We start from the raw sequence: 17,666 nt of genomic DNA, 5'->3' as shown, positions 1-17,666 counted from the left end.
CCCCAGCCATGCGCCGCGTTCTGTCATGTTGCCTGGCCTGGGGAACACTTGCCCTTCCCTTGCCTGCGGTGGATGAGACGGAAACACTGCTCAAAAGCGTCGTCAAAAACATCCGTGCCGGCAATCAGGAGGCCCTCGCCCCGCTCAAAGATCTCCACGCCAGCAAACTGGCCGGAGACACCGTGCTCAGTCTCGTCAGCGATAAAAAAATCGGCTTCGGCATCAAGCTTCGCTTGGCCGAGATCGTCGCTTCATGGCAGGCAGGAGAAGGACGCAAAACGCTCGCCGACTGGCTGCTGAAACATCCCACCTGCGGAGATGACGAACTCCATTTTTTTGCCTCCATCGGCCTGCTCGAAGCACGCGCGTTCTTCTGGAACATCCTCAATCAAGTCAAGGGACCGTTCTCCGAGGTCAAAAAAGCCGAATCTGCGGCTCTTGCCGCGAAAGCGCTCGGCGCCTTCCGGGACAATCCCGAGATCGTCGTCACCCGCGTCGCCTCCATGCTCGATCCCGCCAACGCCCACGTCATTCGCGCCTGCGCCGCCGACGCGCTCGGCGGCATGCATCACGCGATGGCATTCAACGCGCTGCTTCCTCATTGGAATGACGAGGCCATCGGCCCGAACGTCCGCCGCTCGCTCTACCGCCTCACCGGCCAGGACTTCGGTGAGGACACAGCCAAATGGCAGGCTTGGTTCACGCAGCAAGGCGCCCGCATTCCCTGGCAGACTCATTCTTCCGCCGATTACGCCGATTATCTGAAGCTGCAAAAACTGCTCAAGCCGCTCAATGACGATCCCGCCATGAACATGGACTCGTTCTACGGCGTGCAGTTCCGCGCCAAGGCCGCCCTCTTCATCCTCGACGTCAGCGGCAGCATGACGATTGACGACCGCATCAACAAGCTCAAGGCGCAGATGGGCAACCTGCTCACCGCCATGCAGACCAAGTCCAGCAAACTGCGCTACGGCATCCTCACCTTCGGTGAGACCGTCGATTCCTGCTTCCCAGCCCGTGGCATCGAGCCCAATGACGAAAAAAACCACAAGCAGGCCGTGCGTTTCGTCGAGCGCATCCAGGCCGACGGCGGCACCCCCATGTGCGAGGCCCTCACCTACGCGCTGACGAAAATGCTGCCCTCAGGTGACATCGACGCCATCTACTTCCTCAGTGATGGCGAACCCAGCGACGGTACCCCCGAGCAGGTGCTCGACCTCGCCCGCATCATCCATCAAAAATTTCAAACCCGCATTCACACCATCAGCATCGGCGAAGAACCCGCCGCATCCCTCGACCAGCCCTCGCTGCTCCAGCAAATCGCCAATGCCTGCGGCGGCGTCTTCACCATCCCGCCGTGAATTCGCGCCTATAGACAAAAAAGTGGCCACTGGTGAGAGCGCGGCCGGAAGCCGGGATAAATCTGTCCAGAATGGCAGAACCCCTGTGAAAGTCTTGATTCGCGGCTAACACTCCAGAGTTCACTCATCACCTCACATGGAAATGCAGCTCACCTTTCTTGGAACCGGCACATCGGTCGGGATTCCGGTGATTGGCTGTGACTGCGCCGTGTGCCGCAGTTTGGACCCGCATGACAAGCGGCTGCGCTGCTCGGTTTACATTCGCACGCCGGAAACCGCCTGGGTGGTTGACACGGGGCCAGATTTCCGCGCACAATGCCTGCGTGAAAACATCCGGCAGATCGACGCGGCCCTCTTCACGCATCCGCACATGGACCACCTCACCGGATTCGATGAGCTGCGACGTTTCACCGTCGAGACAGATCATTTCATGCCCATCTACGCCACGCATGAATGCATCGCCGTGCTTGAGCGCATGTTCGATTACGCTTTCAACGGGGAAAATCGCTACCGCGGCTATCTCAAGCCGTTCCCCAAGCCGGTCCACGGCCCGTTTCATCTCGGCGAAACCACGATCACTCCCCTGCCCGTGCTGCATGGCAAGGTCAGAACCATCGGCTACCTGTTTTCACGCGGCGGCAAAAAACTCTGCGCCTACATCCCGGATTGCAAGACGCTGCAGCCGGAGGCTCTCGAAGCTCTGCGCGGGGTGGACACGCTCATCATCGACGCCCTGCGCCACACCCCGCACCCCACGCACATGAATTTCGAAGAGTCATTGGCCGTGCAGCGCGAAATCCAGCCGCGCCAGACCTGGTTCACGCACATCCAGTGCGAGATCATGCACGCGATCGAGGATCCCAAGCTGCCGCCCGGCGTGAACATCGCCTACGACGGCCTCAAACTTGAATGGTCATGAAAACCGGTGCCGCATGCCTTTCCCTTCTGCTGACGGCGCTCGGTCTCAGCTTGCATGCGCAGCAGGCACCGGCCGAGTGGGACGCCGCAGCCGAGACTGCGGTCGTTTTCAATCCTGACTTTCCCGGTTCCGCCGCGCTGGCGGAGTATTACGCGCAAAAACGCGGCATCCCCAAAGACCGCCTCATCGGCCTGCGCTGTCCGCAGGAGGATTCGATGTCGCGGACCGAATTTGACACGCTCCTGCGCAAACCTCTGCTCCAGACATTCAAAGGCAGGGGCTGGTGGATCGCCGAACCTCCCCTGCCGGAGCTGCCGCCCGCCGAGGACGGCGCCCGCGCTCCTGTGTCCCCCCAGCCCGCCCGTGTGCGTGTGCTCGTGCTGATGCGCGGCGTGCCTTTTCAAGTGCGCCGTGAGTTCCAGAAACCCAAACAATCCGAGGAGGACGAAGCGAGCGTGGATTCCGAGCTCACCGTGCTCGGCTTGAACCAGCCGCCGCTCAAAGGCGGCCTGCGCAATCCGTATTTCGACCAGCCCTCGCGCTTCCCACAATCGCAGCAGTCCAGCGGCATGCTGCTCATCGGCAGGCTCGACGGTCCTGATGATGAAACCGTGCGGCGGATGATTGATGACGCTCTTTTTGCCGAACAAAACGGGCTGCGCGGCCGTGCTTTGATCGACCTCGCTCAAAAAAACGGCGTGTATCAGGAAGGCGAGGACTGGCTGAAACGCAGCGCTGACATTTACAAACGCGCCGGCATTCCCGTGTTCATCGACCGCGCCGAGGCCGTGCTGCGCGAGGACTGGCCGCTGCCGGACACGATTCTGTATTTCGGCTGGTACACAGACCGCATCTCCGGGGCGGTCGCCTCACCGACGTTTCGATTCAAGCGCGGGGCCATCGCCTGCCACCTGCATTCCTTCAGCGCCAGTGTCCTCCGCTCATCAGGTCAGGCTTGGGCAGGCCCGCTGCTCGCCAAAGGGGCGGCAGTGACCTTTGGCAATGTGTTTGAGCCGTATCTCTCGCTCACCATCCACTTCGACGTGTTCAACAAGCGCCTGCTCGAAGGATTCACCGTGGCCGAGGCCGCATGGAACGCCACGCCCGCCCTCTCATGGATGAACGTCATGCTCGGCGATCCTCTCTATCGTCCTTACGGCAAAGGACTCGGCGCAAAGCTTGGTGAAGGCTCTGAGCGTGATTATGCCCTCTATCAAGGCATGGTGCAGCGCATGGCCGCCGAGAGTGACGCCCACGTCAAGACCGCGCTGTCCGACTACGCCGTGAAACGCCAGCGACCGCTTCTGCTGGAACTCACCGGACTCCTATCCGCGCTCCAGTCACGCCATCACGAGGCCATCGAGCTCCTCGAACACGCCGCGATCGTCGCCCGGGATGTCACCGAGATTCTGCGGCTGCGTCTGTACCGCGCCGAAATGCTCCGCCGCGCCGGAGAAGCCGACACCGCCCGCCGAATCTTGAGCGAACTACTCAAAGATGACGTCTTCAGGAATCAGCCCGCCCTTCCCGCCGCTGAATCCCTGCTCAGGGAGCTGGGTGGGTAAGCCGCCTCATTTCACGGCACCGGAGCCGTGAGCAGATATTTCCACACCGGCTCAAACTCACGCTGTGTGAGCGCCGCATTGTGAATTTTAAGCATCGCCATGTCCGGCAGCAGCTTGTTCGTCAGCAGCACCTGCGCACCACCGAACGGAGGCTGCGCGCCATCCACCACCGCTTTTTTCGAGTCATCGAAGCCCAGCAGCCGCAGGATTTCCCACTGCTGATTAGGCGTGCAGGCTCCTTGTTTGTCCTGCGCATGGTTGAAGGCGAAATAACGCAGCAGCGGTGTCTTCTGTGGTGGGCCGTAAAACTTCGCCGGACCTTGCAGTTTCACGCTGTAGTCCTTCGGCGATCCAAACATGATCACGCGTGCCACGAGGTGCTGTTTGGCGATCATCGCCGCATGCCCGCCGCCTTGCGACTGCCCGGAAACGACGATCTTCTGCCACAAAATCGTCTCGCCATCCAAATACTGGCCCCAGCCCTGCCTCGGGCGCTTCTTCGCGAGATGCTGGATAACTTTCGTCAGACGGTTGAAGACGGAATCCGTCACCGACACCTGCACATGCGGGGACAAATCCCTGCCGCTGAGGATTTCCAGGCGGAACCTTCCATACGACGTCGGGTCTTCATCATTTCGACAGGCCTGCTGCGCGGCAATGTCGCACGGATACATCAGCGAGATGACATGGTAGCCGCAGGCCGCCGCTGTCTGGCGGAAAGCGAGCGCACCGCTGCCGCTCTCCGCATTCGTGCCCGGCAAGAACAGCAGCAGCTCGCCGCGTGGGGCGGCCGTCGGCTCGATGCATGAATGCGGACCGTTGAACTGCTGGATGGCCGGGTCCGTGAGACTCGGCAGCACCGCCATGGGTTTGCCTGCGTTCGGCTGCTGCGCCCATGCGGCCTGCGTGATCAATGCCAGGGTGACAATGGCTGTTCGTGCCTTCATCCGGCCATTCCAGCAAGCGCCCGCCACCAAGTCAATGCCACCTGTTCAAAATGGCGAGTATCCTAAAATGGCAGTTCATGCTAAAAGCCAGGCGACATCACCCGTTTGATCGGAGCTGCCAAATCACACCACCACCATGAAGAACACCACGTTTGTATTGTTTTCCCTTTGCCTCGCGCTCTCCGTGCAGGCTGAAATCCGCACCTGGAAGGACGCCACCGGCACCCATGAGATCAAGGCCGAACTCGTCGGCGTCAAGGCGGGCAAAGTCACCCTGAAGCGCGAGAACGGCACCATCATCACCCTGCCCGTGGCCAGCCTTAGCAAAGAGGACCAGGCGCTGCTCGGCGGAGCCTCGGGTGGCGGCGCTGCCGCCGCAGGTGAGTGGCCGCAGTGGCGCGGCCCGAACCGCGATGACATCTCCACGGAGACCGGTCTGCTCAAAAAATGGCCTGACTCCGGACCGAAGCGCGCGTGGGTGAGCGAGGAAGCCGGCCTCGGCTATTCCGGCTTCGCCATCTCAGGCGGCAAGATTTACACGATGGGTCTGTTCGACGCCGAGGAGAAAGTGATCTGCCTCGACGCCTCCACCGGAAAAAAAGTCTGGGAATCTCCTGTGGGCGCGATCTACAAAAACGGCTGGGGCGACGGCCCGCGCACCACACCCACCGTCGTCAATGGCATGGTGTATGCCATCGGTGGCAATGGTGACGTTGTTTGCGTCAACGCGGAAACCGGCAAGCAGTCATGGACCGTGAGCCTCGTCAAAGATCTCGGCGGCAAGCTCCAGGGCTGGGGTTACACCGAATCCCCGCTGGTCGATGGCGGTCTCGTCATCGTCACCCCCGGCGGCGGCAAAGGAGCCATCGCCGCGCTCAGCGCGAAAACCGGCAAGGTGGAATGGCAGACTAGCGATGTCGCTGAAAACGCGCAGTATTCCTCCATCATCCCCATCGACCACGGCGGTGAGCGTCAGTATGTGCAGCTCCTGATGAACAGCATTGTCGGCGTTTCCACCAAGGGCAAAGTGCTCTGGAAGTCTGACTTCCCCGGCAAGACCGCCGTCATTCCGACTCCCATCTTCAAAGACGGCCAGGTGTACGTCGCGGCAGGTTATGGTGTCGGCTGCAAGTCGATCAAGCTCGACGGCAACACTGCCACCGATCTTTACTCAAACACCAACATGGTCAATCACCACGGCGGCGTGATCCTCATCGACGGTCTGCTGTACGGTCATTCGGACAAGGGCGGCTGGACCTGCCAGGACTTCAAAACCGGCGAGATCGTCTGGCAGGACAAAGGCATCGGCAAAGGCGCCGTCACCTCCGCTGACGGCATGCTTTACTGCCTGTCCGAAGACACCGGCACCGTGGCCCTGGTGGAAGTCTCAAAAAAAGGCTGGGAGCAGAAAAGCAGCTTCAAACTTGAGGCCACCTCCTCTCAGCGCAATCCCAAGGGCAAGATCTGGACGCATCCAGTCGTCGCCGGCGGCAAGCTCTACCTGCGCGACCAGGAGTTCATCTCCTGCTACGACGTGAAAAACTGATGATTCAGACTCTCAAGCGCTTCGGAGGCAGGGCCGCAGGGCTCTGCCTCTTTTTTGTGCTCACACAATGCGGGCCGCCGCCTCGCGGTGAGTGGAAGCTGCTTTCGGATGAGTTTGAATCATCCTGGCAGGCCGCAGGCATCAAGGAGGAAGGCCGGGTCACGATCAAGGCGGGTGAGATCACTCTGGATGCGGGACAGCCGATGACGGGAGCACGGTTTGAAGCCTGGCATCGCGTCAGGATGCCGCGCTCGCGCTACGCCATTGAGTACGAGGCCATGCGCGTGGAGGGAAACGACTTTTTCGGCAGCGTGACTTTTCCAGTCAACGATTCGCACGTCACGCTCGTCATCGGCGGCTGGGGCGGCACGCTGGTGGGCATCTCCAGCATCGACGACCTCGACGCCAGCGAGAACGCCACCACCGGCAACGCCTTCTTCAAAAACAACGCATGGCACAAGGTGCGCGTCGAGGTGCGGGATGATGACCTGCGGGCCTGGATCAACGATAAACTCTTCGTGAACGTGAGCACCAAGGGCCGTAAGCTCGGCCTACGGGCCGGTGACATCGAAAAATGCACCCCCTTCGGCTTTACCACCTATGCCACCTGGGCGCGTGTCCGAGGTGTCGTGGTGCGGCGTCTGTAGTCTTGCAGACGCGGAGCTTGACCTCCGAATGCCACCCGGTACCATCCACTCACATGGCAACCGAACATTTCCAACGAGGTCAGGTCATTTTTCGTGAGGGTGACAAGTCCCAAGAGGCCTATTTCATCGTCAACGGTCTGGTCGAGATCACGATCAACACCTCCCACGGCGTGCAGCCCCTCGCCAAGATCGGCGCGGGCGAGATATTTGGCGAGATGGGCATGATCATGGACCGCCCTCGCAGCGCCACTGCCACCGCGCTGGAAAACACCACTGCGGAGGTCATCAGCGAGGATGATTTCGAGCACCAAATCGTCCAGCGGCCTGACCGCCTCCACGTCTATCTCGCCACGTTGTTCGAACGCATCCGCAAGACCGACCTGCTACTCACCACGAGCACCAACGCCACCGTGCCTCTCCAAGTGAAGCCGAAGGCGGCTCCGGTGCCCAAGGAACCCGTCTTCCGTGTGAAACTGCGCTCCGAGGCCGATGGAACCGGCCTCAATCACGAGCCGGTCAGCAAAACCATCACGAAACTGCCCTTCCGCATCGGTCGCGCTTACTTTGACACCGCAGTCTCCTCCCTGGCCCGCAACGATCTTTCCATTGAGGAACAGCACCCCTACCAGCTTTCCCGCAACCACTGCGAGATCGACTTCGAGCAGGGCCGTTTCATCCTGCGTGACCGTGGCAGCAAGCTGGGCAGCTGGGTGAACGGAACGCATGTTTCCGTTGATGCCGGCTGTATTTCCAGCGCGTTGCAGACCGGTGAGAACAAGATCACCCTCGGCAACGCCGACAGCCCGCACCGCTTCACGCTCACCATTGAGGAACTGCAATAAGCCGCGTCCTTGCGTCCGTCGCATTCGCTGCTAGCATCGCCGCCCTCATGGCTCTCGCAAAAATCACCCAAGTGGCCGGTCGCGGCGTTTATGTGCCCGGCTCGGACATCGACACCGACCGCATCATCCCCGCACGCTTCATGAAGTGTGTCACCTTTGACGGCCTCGGCGAATTCGCCTTCTACGACGTGCGTTTCGACAAGGACGGCAAGCCCACCGGCCACCCGCTCGACGATCCGCGTTTCAAAGGCGCCAACATTCTGCTCTCCGGCACGAACTTCGGCTGCGGCAGCTCCCGCGAGCATGCGCCGCAGGCTCTGTATCGCTTCGGCATCCGGGCGGTGATCGCAGAAAGCTTTGCGGAGATCTTTTTCGGCAACTGCACCACGCTGGGCATCCCCTGCGTGTGCGCCAGCAGCGCGGACATCCAGGTGCTTGCCAAGGAGATCGAGCGCAACCCGCAGCTTGAGGTCACCATCGACGTCGCCGCTGGAAAGGTGTTCTTTGAGGACCAGGAGATCGCTGTCACCCTGCCCACGACGGCCCACGAGGCGCTCACCAGCGGCAAGTGGGACCCCATCGCCGAGCTTCTGGAGAACAAGGACGCCGTGCATGCGCGCATCACCGCGCTGGGCTTTGCCTGAGCCGGATGAAAACGGCCGAATGACGCAATCCGAATGACGAATGCGGACCTCTGATAACACCATCCGCATCTCGTCATCCGCCAAGCAGACCACCTCGGCGGACACGATCCATGTGATCGGCCATCGCAACCCCGACACGGACGCGATCTGCTCCGCCATCGGCTACGCGGCGTTTTTGCGTGATGTGCGTGGCATGAAGGCCGAGGCCGCGTGCTGTGGCGAGGTCAGCGTGCGCACGAACTGGGTGCTGCAGACCGCCGGCGTGTCCGCGCCGAAGCTGCTGCTCGATGTGCGCCCCACCGCCTCCACCATCTGCCGGCGGGATGTCTTCACCGCCAGTGCGCACCAGACCTTCCTCTCCGTTTACCGGATGATGATGGATCACAACTTCCGCAGCATCCCCATCGTCGATGAAGAGGGCCGGCTGCTCGGCCTTCCGGCGATCCAGGAACTGGCGCAGCTTTTCCTGCCGGCGCAGACGAATGAGAAAACCGTGGCCGCCAACCGCGAGGTGCGCACGAGCCTGCTCAACATCGTCAACGCGCTCGACGGCATCGTCGGTGGCACCGCGCCTGAGCTGGAGGCCATCCAGGATCTTGTGCTCGTCGTTGCCGCGTCCAGCATGGAGACGACACGCAAACGTGCGCAGCAGTTTCCAGCCAGCCGACTCGTGGTCGTCACAGGTGACCGTCCGGAGATTCACGAACTGGCCGTCGAGATGGGCGTGCGCTGCCTCATCATCACCGGCAAGTTCAAGGCCGCCGCCAGCATCCTCACGCAGGCGGCTGAGAAGGGTGTTGCCATCATTTATTCGCCGTATGACACGGCCAGCACCTCGCAGCTCCTGCGTTTCTCACGTCCCATCGGCGAGGCGCTGACACATGAATTTCTCTCCTTCGGCTCACGCACGCCGCTGCGGGAGATCGTCCCGGCGGCGCAGCATTCCAGCCAGCCGTTGTTTGCCGTCGTCGATGAGGAGACCCAGAAACTGCTCGGCGTCTTTTCCAAGTCCGACCTGCTCGACCCGCCGCGCATGAAGCTCGTGCTTGTGGATCACAACGAGTTCGCCCAGGCCGTGGCGGGCGCGGACGAGGCGGAGATCATCGAGGTCATCGACCACCACCGCCTCAGCGGCAATCTGCGCACCAAGGAGCCCATCCGCTTCATCAACGAACCTGTAGGCAGCACCTCCACCATCGTCGGCATCATGTACCGCATGCGTGATGCCGCGCCGGACAAGTCCACGGCCATCTGCCTCTGCGCCGGCATCATTTCCGACACGCTGCATCTCACCAGCCCCACCACGACGAGCACGGACAAAGAAATCCTCGAATGGCTGGCGGGCATCGGCGGCATCGACAGCGCCCAGTTTGTGAAGGACTTCTTCGCCGCTGGCTCCATGCTGCGCGAGCACACGCCGGACCGCGCCTTGGAGAGCGACCGCAAGGTCTTCGAGGAAAACGGCTGGCACATCAGCATCTCCCAGATCGAGGAACTCGGCCTGGATGAGTTCTGGAAGCGCGAGGCCGAGTTGCAGGGCGCGCTTCAGTCCCTGCTCACGAAACACAACCTGCATTTCGCCTGCCTCATGGTCACCGACATCACCCGTCATCACAGCGTGCTGCTGGTGGCCGGTGATCAGCGCGTCATCGACGCCATCGACTACCCGCAGGCCAAAGAACACGTCTATGATATGGCGGGGGTGGTGAGCCGTAAAAAGCAGCTCTTCCCTTACATGAGCCACGTCGTCACGAAGCTTGAGGCACCCTGATCCCGGCCGGGCTGGGAAAATCCTTTTGCAGCAGAGGGCGCGGCGCGGCATACTCCCACCCCGCTGCGCGTTTCCGCAACCCCTCGCGCACTTTTATCCCCCATGCCCACTTACGATTACGAATGCCAGACGTGTGGCCACCAGTTTGAGGCCAAACAGTCCATGAAAGACCCGCACCTCACCGACTGCCCGCAGCAGGACTGCGCCGGCCCGGTGAAGCGCAAGATCGGCGCGGGCGCCGGTTTCATCTTCAAAGGCACCGGCTTCTACATCACCGACTACCGCAGTGATTCCTACAAGGCGGCGAAGAAGAAGGATTCCGAAAGCGCGTCCGCATCGACGAGCACTGCGGCCTCTACCAGTAGCACGCCCAGCGCCCCGCCGCCCAAGACCGGCACTGCCGCCTGATCTGCCTCTCCACTTCTCCCACGCCTCACCGCTGTGATCCGTCCCCTGCTCAACATCCTGCGGCTGTTCGTGATCAGCGCACTCGCCGGGGCGGCTTGGGTCGCGCATCGCCCCGCCATCATGCCAACCGCTCCGTCGGCCAGCAACGCGAAGGCCGACGACATGCTCGACATGCTGCGCCAGACGGCCATCAAACGGGCGGCGATCATGGAAATCAGCGAGGCGGAGGTGAACCGCCATCTCGCCGCCACGCTCGCGGCCAGGATTGCCAATCCGCTGGGCGACTGGGCCGCGTTTGACGGCGCGCGCCTCGACTTGGAGCAAGGCAGCGCCCGCTTGTTTCTCGTCTGGAAGCTTAAGGGCCATGTCCGCACCGTCAGCGTCGATCTCGCCATCAGCCGGGACGAGGACAAGTTTCACATCGAGCTGCTGCGCGGCTCTTACGGCCATCTGGACATGCCGCGCGGCATGATGCGTCCGCTGTATCCCGTGTTGCGTGCTGTTGCAGAGGCGCTCGATCCTGAAATCCGGGCGCTGTTTCAAATGACCAAGATCACCATCGCCAAGGACAAACTCGTGCTCGACCCACGCTTCCCACCCGCATGATCCGTCATCGTTCCTTCTTCCAAGCGGGCATTTTTCTGACCGTCTTCTCGTGTGCCGCTGCCCAAACAGCCGCCCCGCCGGCTCCGCCGCTGACCAAAGAGCAAAAAGCTGCCGCTGCGGCCGTCGAGACTCCGAAGACTTTCGCTCCCCCGCCGCTCCCAGGCCAGTTGCAGAGCACTGCGCCAGCGAAACCAGTGGAATCCGCCACACCAGCGGCCCCAGCACCTCCGCCTCAGTCAGCAGCTCCATCCCCCAGTAAAATGCAGGCACTGGAGGCCGCCACGCAGCAGTCTTCCGTCCAGGAGGCTCCTCGCGTCGCCGCGCCTTCGGACAAGCTCCCCATCACCAGCTCCACCAGCACCAGTCGCCAGTTCATCGTTCATGGGAAGGTGTTCGAGACGCGCAGCGCCATGTCCTCCCGCTGCGAGGAGATCTCCCAGGAGCTGCGCCGTGTGCTCAAAGACAGCGAGCCCTGGGTGCTGCCCGTCGTCGTGCTGTTGAACACCGGTGACGAAGCCCTGAAATCGAAAAGCCCGACCATCTCCACCGCCATCACCGAGATGACCCACGGAGGTTTTCACCTTCAGGTCACCGTGAATGAGCGCCCCGGCCTGAAAACGGAAGATCTGCGCAAGGAAGTCGTTCGTGCCCTCCTGGCCGAGCGCGTCCTGCGCAACCAGCAGAAAATCACCACACCTGAAGGCCGACTACTGCTCCCGGACTGGGTCATGACCGGCGTGCTGCACGCCATGGACTACAAGGCCAGCGCCCGCCCCAGTGCCATCTTCGCCACCATCTTTCGCAGTGGCAAAATCTACGGCATTGAGGAGATCATCGCCGCCTCCCCGGTCGAGATGGACGGCCTCTCCCGCACCATTTACGAGACCTCCTGCTGCGCCCTCGTGCTCGCCCTCGTGGACCAGCCGGACGGTGCCAAGCGCTTCAACAAATTCCTCAATGCCCTGGCCAGCGATCCACGATCCGAGCGCGATCTGCTCAACGCCGCCTTCCCCAGCTTCGCCGCCTCCGCCTCCAGCCTGAACAAATGGTGGTCTCTCCAGCTCGCCGCCCTCTCCAAACCCGGCATCGCCGAACCATACACCCCGGCGGAAAGCCTAAAGGCCGTTGAGGACGCCATCACCATCCACTACGAGGCCAAAGCCGACGAGGTGCCGCAGAACATCAAGCCGCGCCCATTCGTGCTCCCGCCGCCGCTCGTCGTGGCCTCCAGCCTGCCCAAACCTGAGTCACTTCCCACTCACAGCACCACCACAGAGACTCCACCCAGGACCAAGGAGCGCACCGTAAGCCAAACCGTCGCCGACGCACCGCCCTCCTCCTCCGAAACGGCCGAAACATCGGAACCGCCGAAACGCAGTCTCTGGCGGCGTCTGCTCTTTCTTGGCCCCCCTGATTCTGCCGGAGAAGAGCCAAAGGAAGACCCCAAAACCCAGGACAAGCCCGCTGAAATCGCAGCCCTTGAAAAATCCGACGGGACGAAGGAAGAGGACAAACCCGGCTTCATCGGCCGCATGTTCGGCTTGGGCGGCGACGACAAGAAACCGGACGAAAAAGCCGCTCCCGCTGAAAAATCCAAGGCTGCGGCCATCGAACAGCCCAAGACCGCCGATAAAGATGTCCCCGCGCCTGTGGAAGAAAAGAAACCCTCCTTGCTCAACCCGCTGAATTGGTTCCGAGGAGACAAAAAGCCCGACGAGATCAAGAAAGAAGAAAAACCTGTCAAAGGCGACCAGTCTTCACTACTGCCAGCAGCTCCCATCGAAGTGGCGCGTCTGCTCTCCCCCGCCTTGGCTGATGCCTGGCAGTGGATCGCCCCCGCCGCCCCACGCCAGACCGCCGAACCGTTTTTCAATTTCTTCCGTCGCAAGCCTGAGCCCGATGAAGTCAAAAAAGAAGAAGCTCCGAAAACGGCGGAACCCAAGAAGAGCTCCAAGCCCCGCGCCAAACCCAAAGCTCCCACCAGCGCCACAAAGTCCGATGCTGAAGCTGCCAAAAAAAGCAAGCCGACCCCCACTCCGCCGTCCGTCCCGACCAAAACCGGCCTGGTGCTCGTCAAATTGCCCTTGGAAGAATACCAGCACATCCTCAAGCGTGAGGACCGCGTTGCCATCCTCAACCACAACATCGCCACCCTGCGTGCCCTTGAGCTGCGGGTCAGCATCCTCTTCCGACCTGTCGTCACCGGCTACCTCGCCGCCGTCACCGACATCCAGGCAGGCAAAACCAAGGACATGGACAAACGTCTCGCCGCGCTGCACGAATTCACCCTCATTGCCTACCAAAAGTCCATCGCTGTGCGCGACTACCTCGACTGGTTTGAGGCCAGCCAGGGCAGCGGCCTCTCCGGCAAATTCGATGACTTCCTCAACCTGCCCAGGCTCATCGAAAAAGAGCTCCCTCCGCGCTCCGATCCCATCTCCAAATACCTCGATGCCATCGACCAGGAGTTCTCGAAGTAATCTGCAGAGAGCAACGCCCACGCATGAAATCCCCTCATCGCCTCGGCCTCTGAAATTGATCCAGACGGGCCGAAAATGAACTGGCGGCGAAACACTGCGATCTCGCTCAGTTCAGCCCCACGTCCTCCGGCATCTTCGCCATCACTTTGTACACGGGCCCCAGTTCCTCCAAGATCGCGCTCCACATCTGGGCGGGTGTTTCGACGCTGAGCACGAGGGGCTGGGCACGGGTGGCGATCCAAGAACGAAGCTCCAGCTCATTTTCGAGCTGGCCGCCGCTCCAACCGGAGTAACCGACGAAACCGCGCACATCATGCCCCAAGCTCAGCGCATGCAGCGCGTCCGCCACGGAGAGGTGCGTCTGGCAGCGCAGCGTGCGGCGGCGCTTGTTCCAGTGCAGCGCGGCAAAAGCGAGTTTGTCCGTGGCGACGGGGCCGCCCATGAAGACCGGCACCTCTCCCAACGAGCCGAGATCCTGGTCTGGCAATAGGTCGGAGACGCGCTGCTCGAGCGGGCGGTTCAAGATGTAGCCAAAGGCACCATCCTTCGCGTTATGAGCAGCCATGAAGACCACAGATCGCGAGAAATTGGGGTCATGCAGGGCAGGAGAGGCCAGCAGGAGCTGGCCGCTGAGAGAGGGCGATGATTCGTTCGTGGGTTCCGAATTCATGTCGATGTCTGACGCAATAACTACGCCAGACACTCAATTGTACAACGAGTTTTCCAACTCGTTGCCCCACAAATCCAGCGCACAGGAAACTTCGTTTTACGCCGCCGCCACTTCGAAGCCTTTGCGATAGGTTTTCGTCAGCAGCTTGTCGGCTTCGGGTGCATTCGGGAAGCGCAGATTCGCGGCGTCCCACTCCAGCACCTTGTTCGCCTCCTCCATGCGTCCGGTGACCGGATCGATCTTCGGAATCGCCAGGCGCGTGGCCACATTGCCAAGCTGCACGGTTTCAGCCAGCGGTCCGGCGTAGTGGAAGCCGTCGCTAGTCTTCTTGCCGGCGAGGCAGGCGTCCACCCAGGTGTGCCAGTGGCTGCGGCCTTCTTCTTTGGGGTATTTGAAGCCGGTGAATTTGTCGAGAGGGTAAAGCCGCGGCCCCGCCACATGCGCGAGCACCATCGTGCCGCCTTCACCGATGAAAATGCTGCCGCTGCCCGGCAGATCAATGTCACCGGGCATCTGCGCCAGCTTGTGGCTCGGCTTCAGGCCGCCATCCATCCAAGTCAGCTTCATCGTCTTGCCCGCGGTGTACTGCGTGCCGGGGAAAACGTAGTTGATGGTCTCGTGGGTGGGCCAGATCTGGTTGTTGATGCCGCTGTTCTTCGCCTGGACGCTGATCGGCGCGGTCAAATCAAGCGCGGTGAAGACGGGGTCCATGATGTGGCAGCCGAAGTCACCCAGGCCGCCGCCGCCAAAGTCCTGCCAGTCGCGCCAGATGAAGGGATGATAGGCCTGCGCATACTCGCGCATCGGCGCGGCACCGATCCACAGGTCCCAGTTTAAATTCGACGGCACTGGAGACGATGGCGGCGGCTGGAACATGCGCGTGCGCTCGTTACCCGTCACTCCAACCCAGGAATACACTTCCTTGATCTTGCCAATCGCGCCTTCTTTGATCAAACGCGTACCCATGCGATACTCGATGGACGAATGGATCTGATTGCCCATCTGCGTCGTGAGGTTCTTCTTGTCCGCCCACAGGCGCATCTGCCGCGCTTCCCACACCGTGTGCGCCAGCGGCTTCTGACAATAGACATGCTTGCCATTCTGCATCGCCGCCACCGCCACCGGCGCATGCATGTGATCAGGAATGCCCACCGTCACGGCATCCACGCCATCACCCAGAGCGCTGAACATCTCGCGGTAGTCTGAGAAATGCTTCACATTTGGAAACTCGGCATCCGCCTTGTCGAAACGATTCGCGTCCACATCGCAGAAGCCCACAAACTTCACCGCCGCATGCGCTCCCACATTGTGGAGATCGCTGTAGCCCATGCCGTTCACGCCGACGCAGGCGACTTGCAGCTTGCTGTTGAGGTTTTGACCACGAACGAACGCCGGAAAGGCGGCAGCGGCGGAGGCGAGCGTGGAATTCTTCAAAAAGGAGCGGCGTGAATGAGGCATGTTCTTCTGAGTTTGGGTTGAGTGCCTCAAACCTACGCGACTTTGATCATTGTTTGTTCAGAGCATTCCACGCAAACCTGTGAAGCGCTTGCGGCTCTCCTGTTTGCTCACGGCGAGTGAGAGCGCCCGCTCATCGCCGACGAGCACGCACAACTTCTTCGCCCGCGTGATGGCGGTGTAGATCAGGCTGCGCTCCAGCAGCACATAATGCTGCGTGCTCACTGGAATGATGACGCAGGGGAACTCGCTGCCCTGGCTTTTGTGGATGGTCAGCGCGTAGGCGGGCTGCAACTCGTCGAGTTCGCCCGGCTCGTATTCGACGAGGCGCCCCGCATCGTAGCGCACATGGATTTTCACCGGATCAGCGTCGATGGCGGTGATGTGGCCGATGTCGCCGTTGAAGACTTCCTTGTCGTAGTTGTTGTGTGTTTGGATGACCTTGTCGCCGACGCGGAAGACCGAATTGAAGCGCTCGATCTCGAATTTGACCTCGTTAGGCGGGTTCAGCGCGAGTTGCAGCGAGTGATTGAGCGAGGCGGTGCCGAGCAGGTTTCGGTTCATCGGCGTGAGCACCTGGATGTCGCGGATCGGATCAAAGCCATACTTCGCCGGAAGACGCGTGTGGGCGAGCTGCACGATCAATTCACGAATCTCCTCCGCATCGGCGGCTTCGAGGAAAAAGAAGTCGCTGCCGCGGGCGGGCTTCAAATCCGGCACCTGGCCGCGATTGATCGCATGCGCACTCGTGATGATGCGACTGCTGGCGGCCTGGCGGAAGATTTCGGTGAGCTTCACACACGGAACGGCTCCGCTGGCGATCAAATCGTGCAGCACCATGCCAGGGCCGACCGATGGGAGCTGATCTGCATCGCCCACGATCAGCAGATGCGCTCCTTCCGGCAGTGCGGAGAGCAATTGGGCCATCAACGGCGCGTCGATCATCGACGCCTCGTCGATGACGAACAAATCACCGACCAGCGGCTTGCCGCGATGCCGACCCCACTGGCCTTCACCTTGGAATTCAAGCAGGCGGTGCAGCGTTTTGGCCTCCAAGCCGGTACTTTCGCTCAAACGCTTCGCCGCGCGGCCGGTGGGTGCTGCGAGCACGAGTTTGACCTGCTTGCTTTGCAGAATGAGCAGGATGCTGCGCAGAATGGTGGTTTTCCCCACGCCAGGACCACCGGTGATGATGAGCAATCGCTGCCGCAAAGCCTCACGCACGGCCCGTTGCTGGCTTTCGGCCAGTTCCTTGCCTGTTTTCTTCATCACCCAGGCCAGCGCGGCGTCTTCGTCGATGGGAGGATAGGCAGCGGGAACCGCCGCGAGAGATTTCACACTCGCGGCGATGCTTTGCTCGGCCGCACGGAGGTAAGGCAGATACAAGAACTCGCCGTGACGCTCGATTTGGTCGCTGGTGGTGAGGGCTTCGATTTGGGTGCGGATGAGGGCATCCGCGCTCCCGAGCAGCTCCAGCGCCTTTTCAACCGCTTTGACCTCGGGGAAACAGCAGTGGCCGTTTTGCGCGGCGGTTTCGAGCACATGCGAAATGCCGGCTTTGATGCGCTCCGGCGCGTCTTCGGCCACACCGAGCTGATAGGCGATGTCATCCGCCGTCTTGAAGCCGATGCCGCGAATGTCCTGTGCGAGACGATACGGATTCTCCTTCAACACCGCCTGCGCCTCGTCGCCATACGTCTTGTAGATGCGCAGCGCCCGCGAGGAGCTGATGCCGTGCTGATGCAGGAACAGCATGATGGCGTGAATCGACTTCTGCTTCATCCACGACTCGCGGATCTCGATGC

At 61.3% G+C, this 17,666-nt stretch carries 15 protein-coding genes; 11 read left to right on the top strand and 4 right to left on the bottom strand.

Annotation, left to right across the window (positions count from 1 at the left end; translation table 11 throughout):
- The first annotated feature begins 8 nt into the window (after window positions 1-8).
- From ACILSI_RS07335 to ACILSI_RS07325, 3 genes are all read left to right on the top strand, one after another.
- Window positions 9-1,361: a VWA domain-containing protein gene (locus ACILSI_RS07335; RefSeq protein ID WP_395721212.1), complete on the top strand. Its 1,353-nt coding sequence runs from the start codon at window positions 9-11 to the stop codon at window positions 1,359-1,361.
- A 142-nt stretch (window positions 1,362-1,503) separates the two neighbouring features.
- Window positions 1,504-2,280, top strand: a complete 777-nt coding sequence (locus ACILSI_RS07330) for an MBL fold metallo-hydrolase (protein WP_395721211.1) — start codon at window positions 1,504-1,506, stop codon at window positions 2,278-2,280.
- Complete coding sequence (locus ACILSI_RS07325) at window positions 2,277-3,845, top strand: TIGR03790 family protein (RefSeq protein ID WP_395721210.1); 1,569 nt, start codon at window positions 2,277-2,279, stop codon at window positions 3,843-3,845. Before ACILSI_RS07330 ends, ACILSI_RS07325 begins: the two co-directional genes overlap by 4 nt.
- Window positions 3,846-3,856: 11 nt before the next feature.
- On the opposite strand, the gene ACILSI_RS07320 is transcribed toward ACILSI_RS07325, so the two are convergent.
- Window positions 3,857-4,792 (bottom strand): BPSS1187 family protein, encoded by a 936-nt coding sequence (locus tag ACILSI_RS07320; RefSeq protein WP_395721209.1) that lies wholly within the window; start codon window positions 4,790-4,792, stop codon window positions 3,857-3,859.
- 136 nt (window positions 4,793-4,928) lie between these two features.
- Between ACILSI_RS07320 and ACILSI_RS07315 the strand changes: the two genes are divergently transcribed.
- The 8 genes from ACILSI_RS07315 to ACILSI_RS07280 all read left to right on the top strand — a co-directional run bounded on the left by ACILSI_RS07315 (window position 4,929) and on the right by ACILSI_RS07280 (window position 13,736).
- Window positions 4,929-6,338, top strand: coding sequence for a PQQ-binding-like beta-propeller repeat protein (locus ACILSI_RS07315; protein WP_395721208.1), 1,410 nt, complete (start codon window positions 4,929-4,931; stop codon window positions 6,336-6,338).
- On the top strand, window positions 6,338-6,985 hold the full coding sequence (locus ACILSI_RS07310; protein WP_395721207.1) for a family 16 glycoside hydrolase: 648 nt from the start codon (window positions 6,338-6,340) through the stop codon (window positions 6,983-6,985). The genes ACILSI_RS07315 and ACILSI_RS07310 overlap by 1 nt, the downstream gene beginning before the upstream one ends.
- 53 nt (window positions 6,986-7,038) lie before the next feature.
- Window positions 7,039-7,827 carry a cyclic nucleotide-binding domain-containing protein gene (locus ACILSI_RS07305; protein ID WP_395721206.1) on the top strand — a complete coding sequence of 263 codons (789 nt, stop codon included), beginning with the start codon at window positions 7,039-7,041 and terminating at the stop codon, window positions 7,825-7,827.
- Window positions 7,828-7,874: 47 nt separating this feature from the next.
- The gene (gene leuD / locus ACILSI_RS07300) at window positions 7,875-8,471 is read left to right on the top strand and encodes a 3-isopropylmalate dehydratase small subunit (RefSeq protein WP_395721205.1); all 597 of its coding nucleotides are present in this window, start codon (window positions 7,875-7,877) and stop codon (window positions 8,469-8,471) included.
- A gap of 40 nt (window positions 8,472-8,511) precedes the next feature.
- The gene (locus ACILSI_RS07295) at window positions 8,512-10,242 is read left to right on the top strand and encodes a putative manganese-dependent inorganic diphosphatase (RefSeq protein WP_395721204.1); all 1,731 of its coding nucleotides are present in this window, start codon (window positions 8,512-8,514) and stop codon (window positions 10,240-10,242) included.
- A 102-nt stretch (window positions 10,243-10,344) separates the two neighbouring features.
- A complete protein-coding gene (locus ACILSI_RS07290; RefSeq protein WP_395721203.1) occupies window positions 10,345-10,650 on the top strand; it encodes an FmdB family zinc ribbon protein in 306 nt (101 codons plus the stop codon).
- Window positions 10,651-10,683: 33 nt separating this feature from the next.
- On the top strand, window positions 10,684-11,256 hold the full coding sequence (locus ACILSI_RS07285) for a hypothetical protein (protein WP_395721202.1): 573 nt from the start codon (window positions 10,684-10,686) through the stop codon (window positions 11,254-11,256).
- Window positions 11,253-13,736: a hypothetical protein gene (locus ACILSI_RS07280; protein WP_395721201.1), complete on the top strand. Its 2,484-nt coding sequence runs from the start codon at window positions 11,253-11,255 to the stop codon at window positions 13,734-13,736. The genes ACILSI_RS07285 and ACILSI_RS07280 overlap by 4 nt, the downstream gene beginning before the upstream one ends.
- 106 nt (window positions 13,737-13,842) lie before the next feature.
- Here ACILSI_RS07280 and ACILSI_RS07275 read toward each other — a convergent pair whose 3' ends face one another.
- The 3 genes from ACILSI_RS07275 to ACILSI_RS07265 form a co-directional block, all read right to left on the bottom strand.
- Window positions 13,843-14,406: a YqgE/AlgH family protein gene (locus tag ACILSI_RS07275; RefSeq protein WP_395721200.1), complete on the bottom strand. Its 564-nt coding sequence runs from the start codon at window positions 14,404-14,406 to the stop codon at window positions 13,843-13,845.
- Between the two features lie 96 nt (window positions 14,407-14,502).
- A complete protein-coding gene (locus ACILSI_RS07270; protein WP_395721199.1) occupies window positions 14,503-15,864 on the bottom strand; it encodes a Gfo/Idh/MocA family protein in 1,362 nt (453 codons plus the stop codon).
- Between the two features lie 57 nt (window positions 15,865-15,921).
- Window positions 15,922-17,666 (bottom strand): ATP-dependent RecD-like DNA helicase (locus tag ACILSI_RS07265; RefSeq protein WP_395721198.1); only part of this gene is annotated, 1,745 nt, incomplete at its 5' end.

The organism is Prosthecobacter sp. (assembly GCF_044232965.1).
GTDB lineage: Bacteria > Verrucomicrobiota > Verrucomicrobiia > Verrucomicrobiales > Verrucomicrobiaceae > Prosthecobacter.
This window is presented reverse-complemented; position numbering and strand designations above follow the sequence as displayed.

Coding starts and splice junctions, on each gene's coding strand:
- ACILSI_RS07335 (WP_395721212.1), top strand. CDS start 9: ATGCGCCGCGTTCTGTCATGTTGCCTGGCCTGGGGAACACTTGCCCTT.
- ACILSI_RS07330 (WP_395721211.1), top strand. CDS start 1,504: ATGCAGCTCACCTTTCTTGGAACCGGCACATCGGTCGGGATTCCGGTG.
- ACILSI_RS07325 (WP_395721210.1), top strand. CDS start 2,277: ATGAAAACCGGTGCCGCATGCCTTTCCCTTCTGCTGACGGCGCTCGGT.
- ACILSI_RS07320 (WP_395721209.1), bottom strand. CDS start 4,792: ATGAAGGCACGAACAGCCATTGTCACCCTGGCATTGATCACGCAGGCC.
- ACILSI_RS07315 (WP_395721208.1), top strand. CDS start 4,929: ATGAAGAACACCACGTTTGTATTGTTTTCCCTTTGCCTCGCGCTCTCC.
- ACILSI_RS07310 (WP_395721207.1), top strand. CDS start 6,338: ATGATTCAGACTCTCAAGCGCTTCGGAGGCAGGGCCGCAGGGCTCTGC.
- ACILSI_RS07305 (WP_395721206.1), top strand. CDS start 7,039: ATGGCAACCGAACATTTCCAACGAGGTCAGGTCATTTTTCGTGAGGGT.
- leuD (WP_395721205.1), top strand. CDS start 7,875: ATGGCTCTCGCAAAAATCACCCAAGTGGCCGGTCGCGGCGTTTATGTG.
- ACILSI_RS07295 (WP_395721204.1), top strand. CDS start 8,512: ATGCGGACCTCTGATAACACCATCCGCATCTCGTCATCCGCCAAGCAG.
- ACILSI_RS07290 (WP_395721203.1), top strand. CDS start 10,345: ATGCCCACTTACGATTACGAATGCCAGACGTGTGGCCACCAGTTTGAG.
- ACILSI_RS07280 (WP_395721201.1), top strand. CDS start 11,253: ATGATCCGTCATCGTTCCTTCTTCCAAGCGGGCATTTTTCTGACCGTC.
- ACILSI_RS07275 (WP_395721200.1), bottom strand. CDS start 14,406: ATGAATTCGGAACCCACGAACGAATCATCGCCCTCTCTCAGCGGCCAG.
- ACILSI_RS07270 (WP_395721199.1), bottom strand. CDS start 15,864: ATGCCTCATTCACGCCGCTCCTTTTTGAAGAATTCCACGCTCGCCTCC.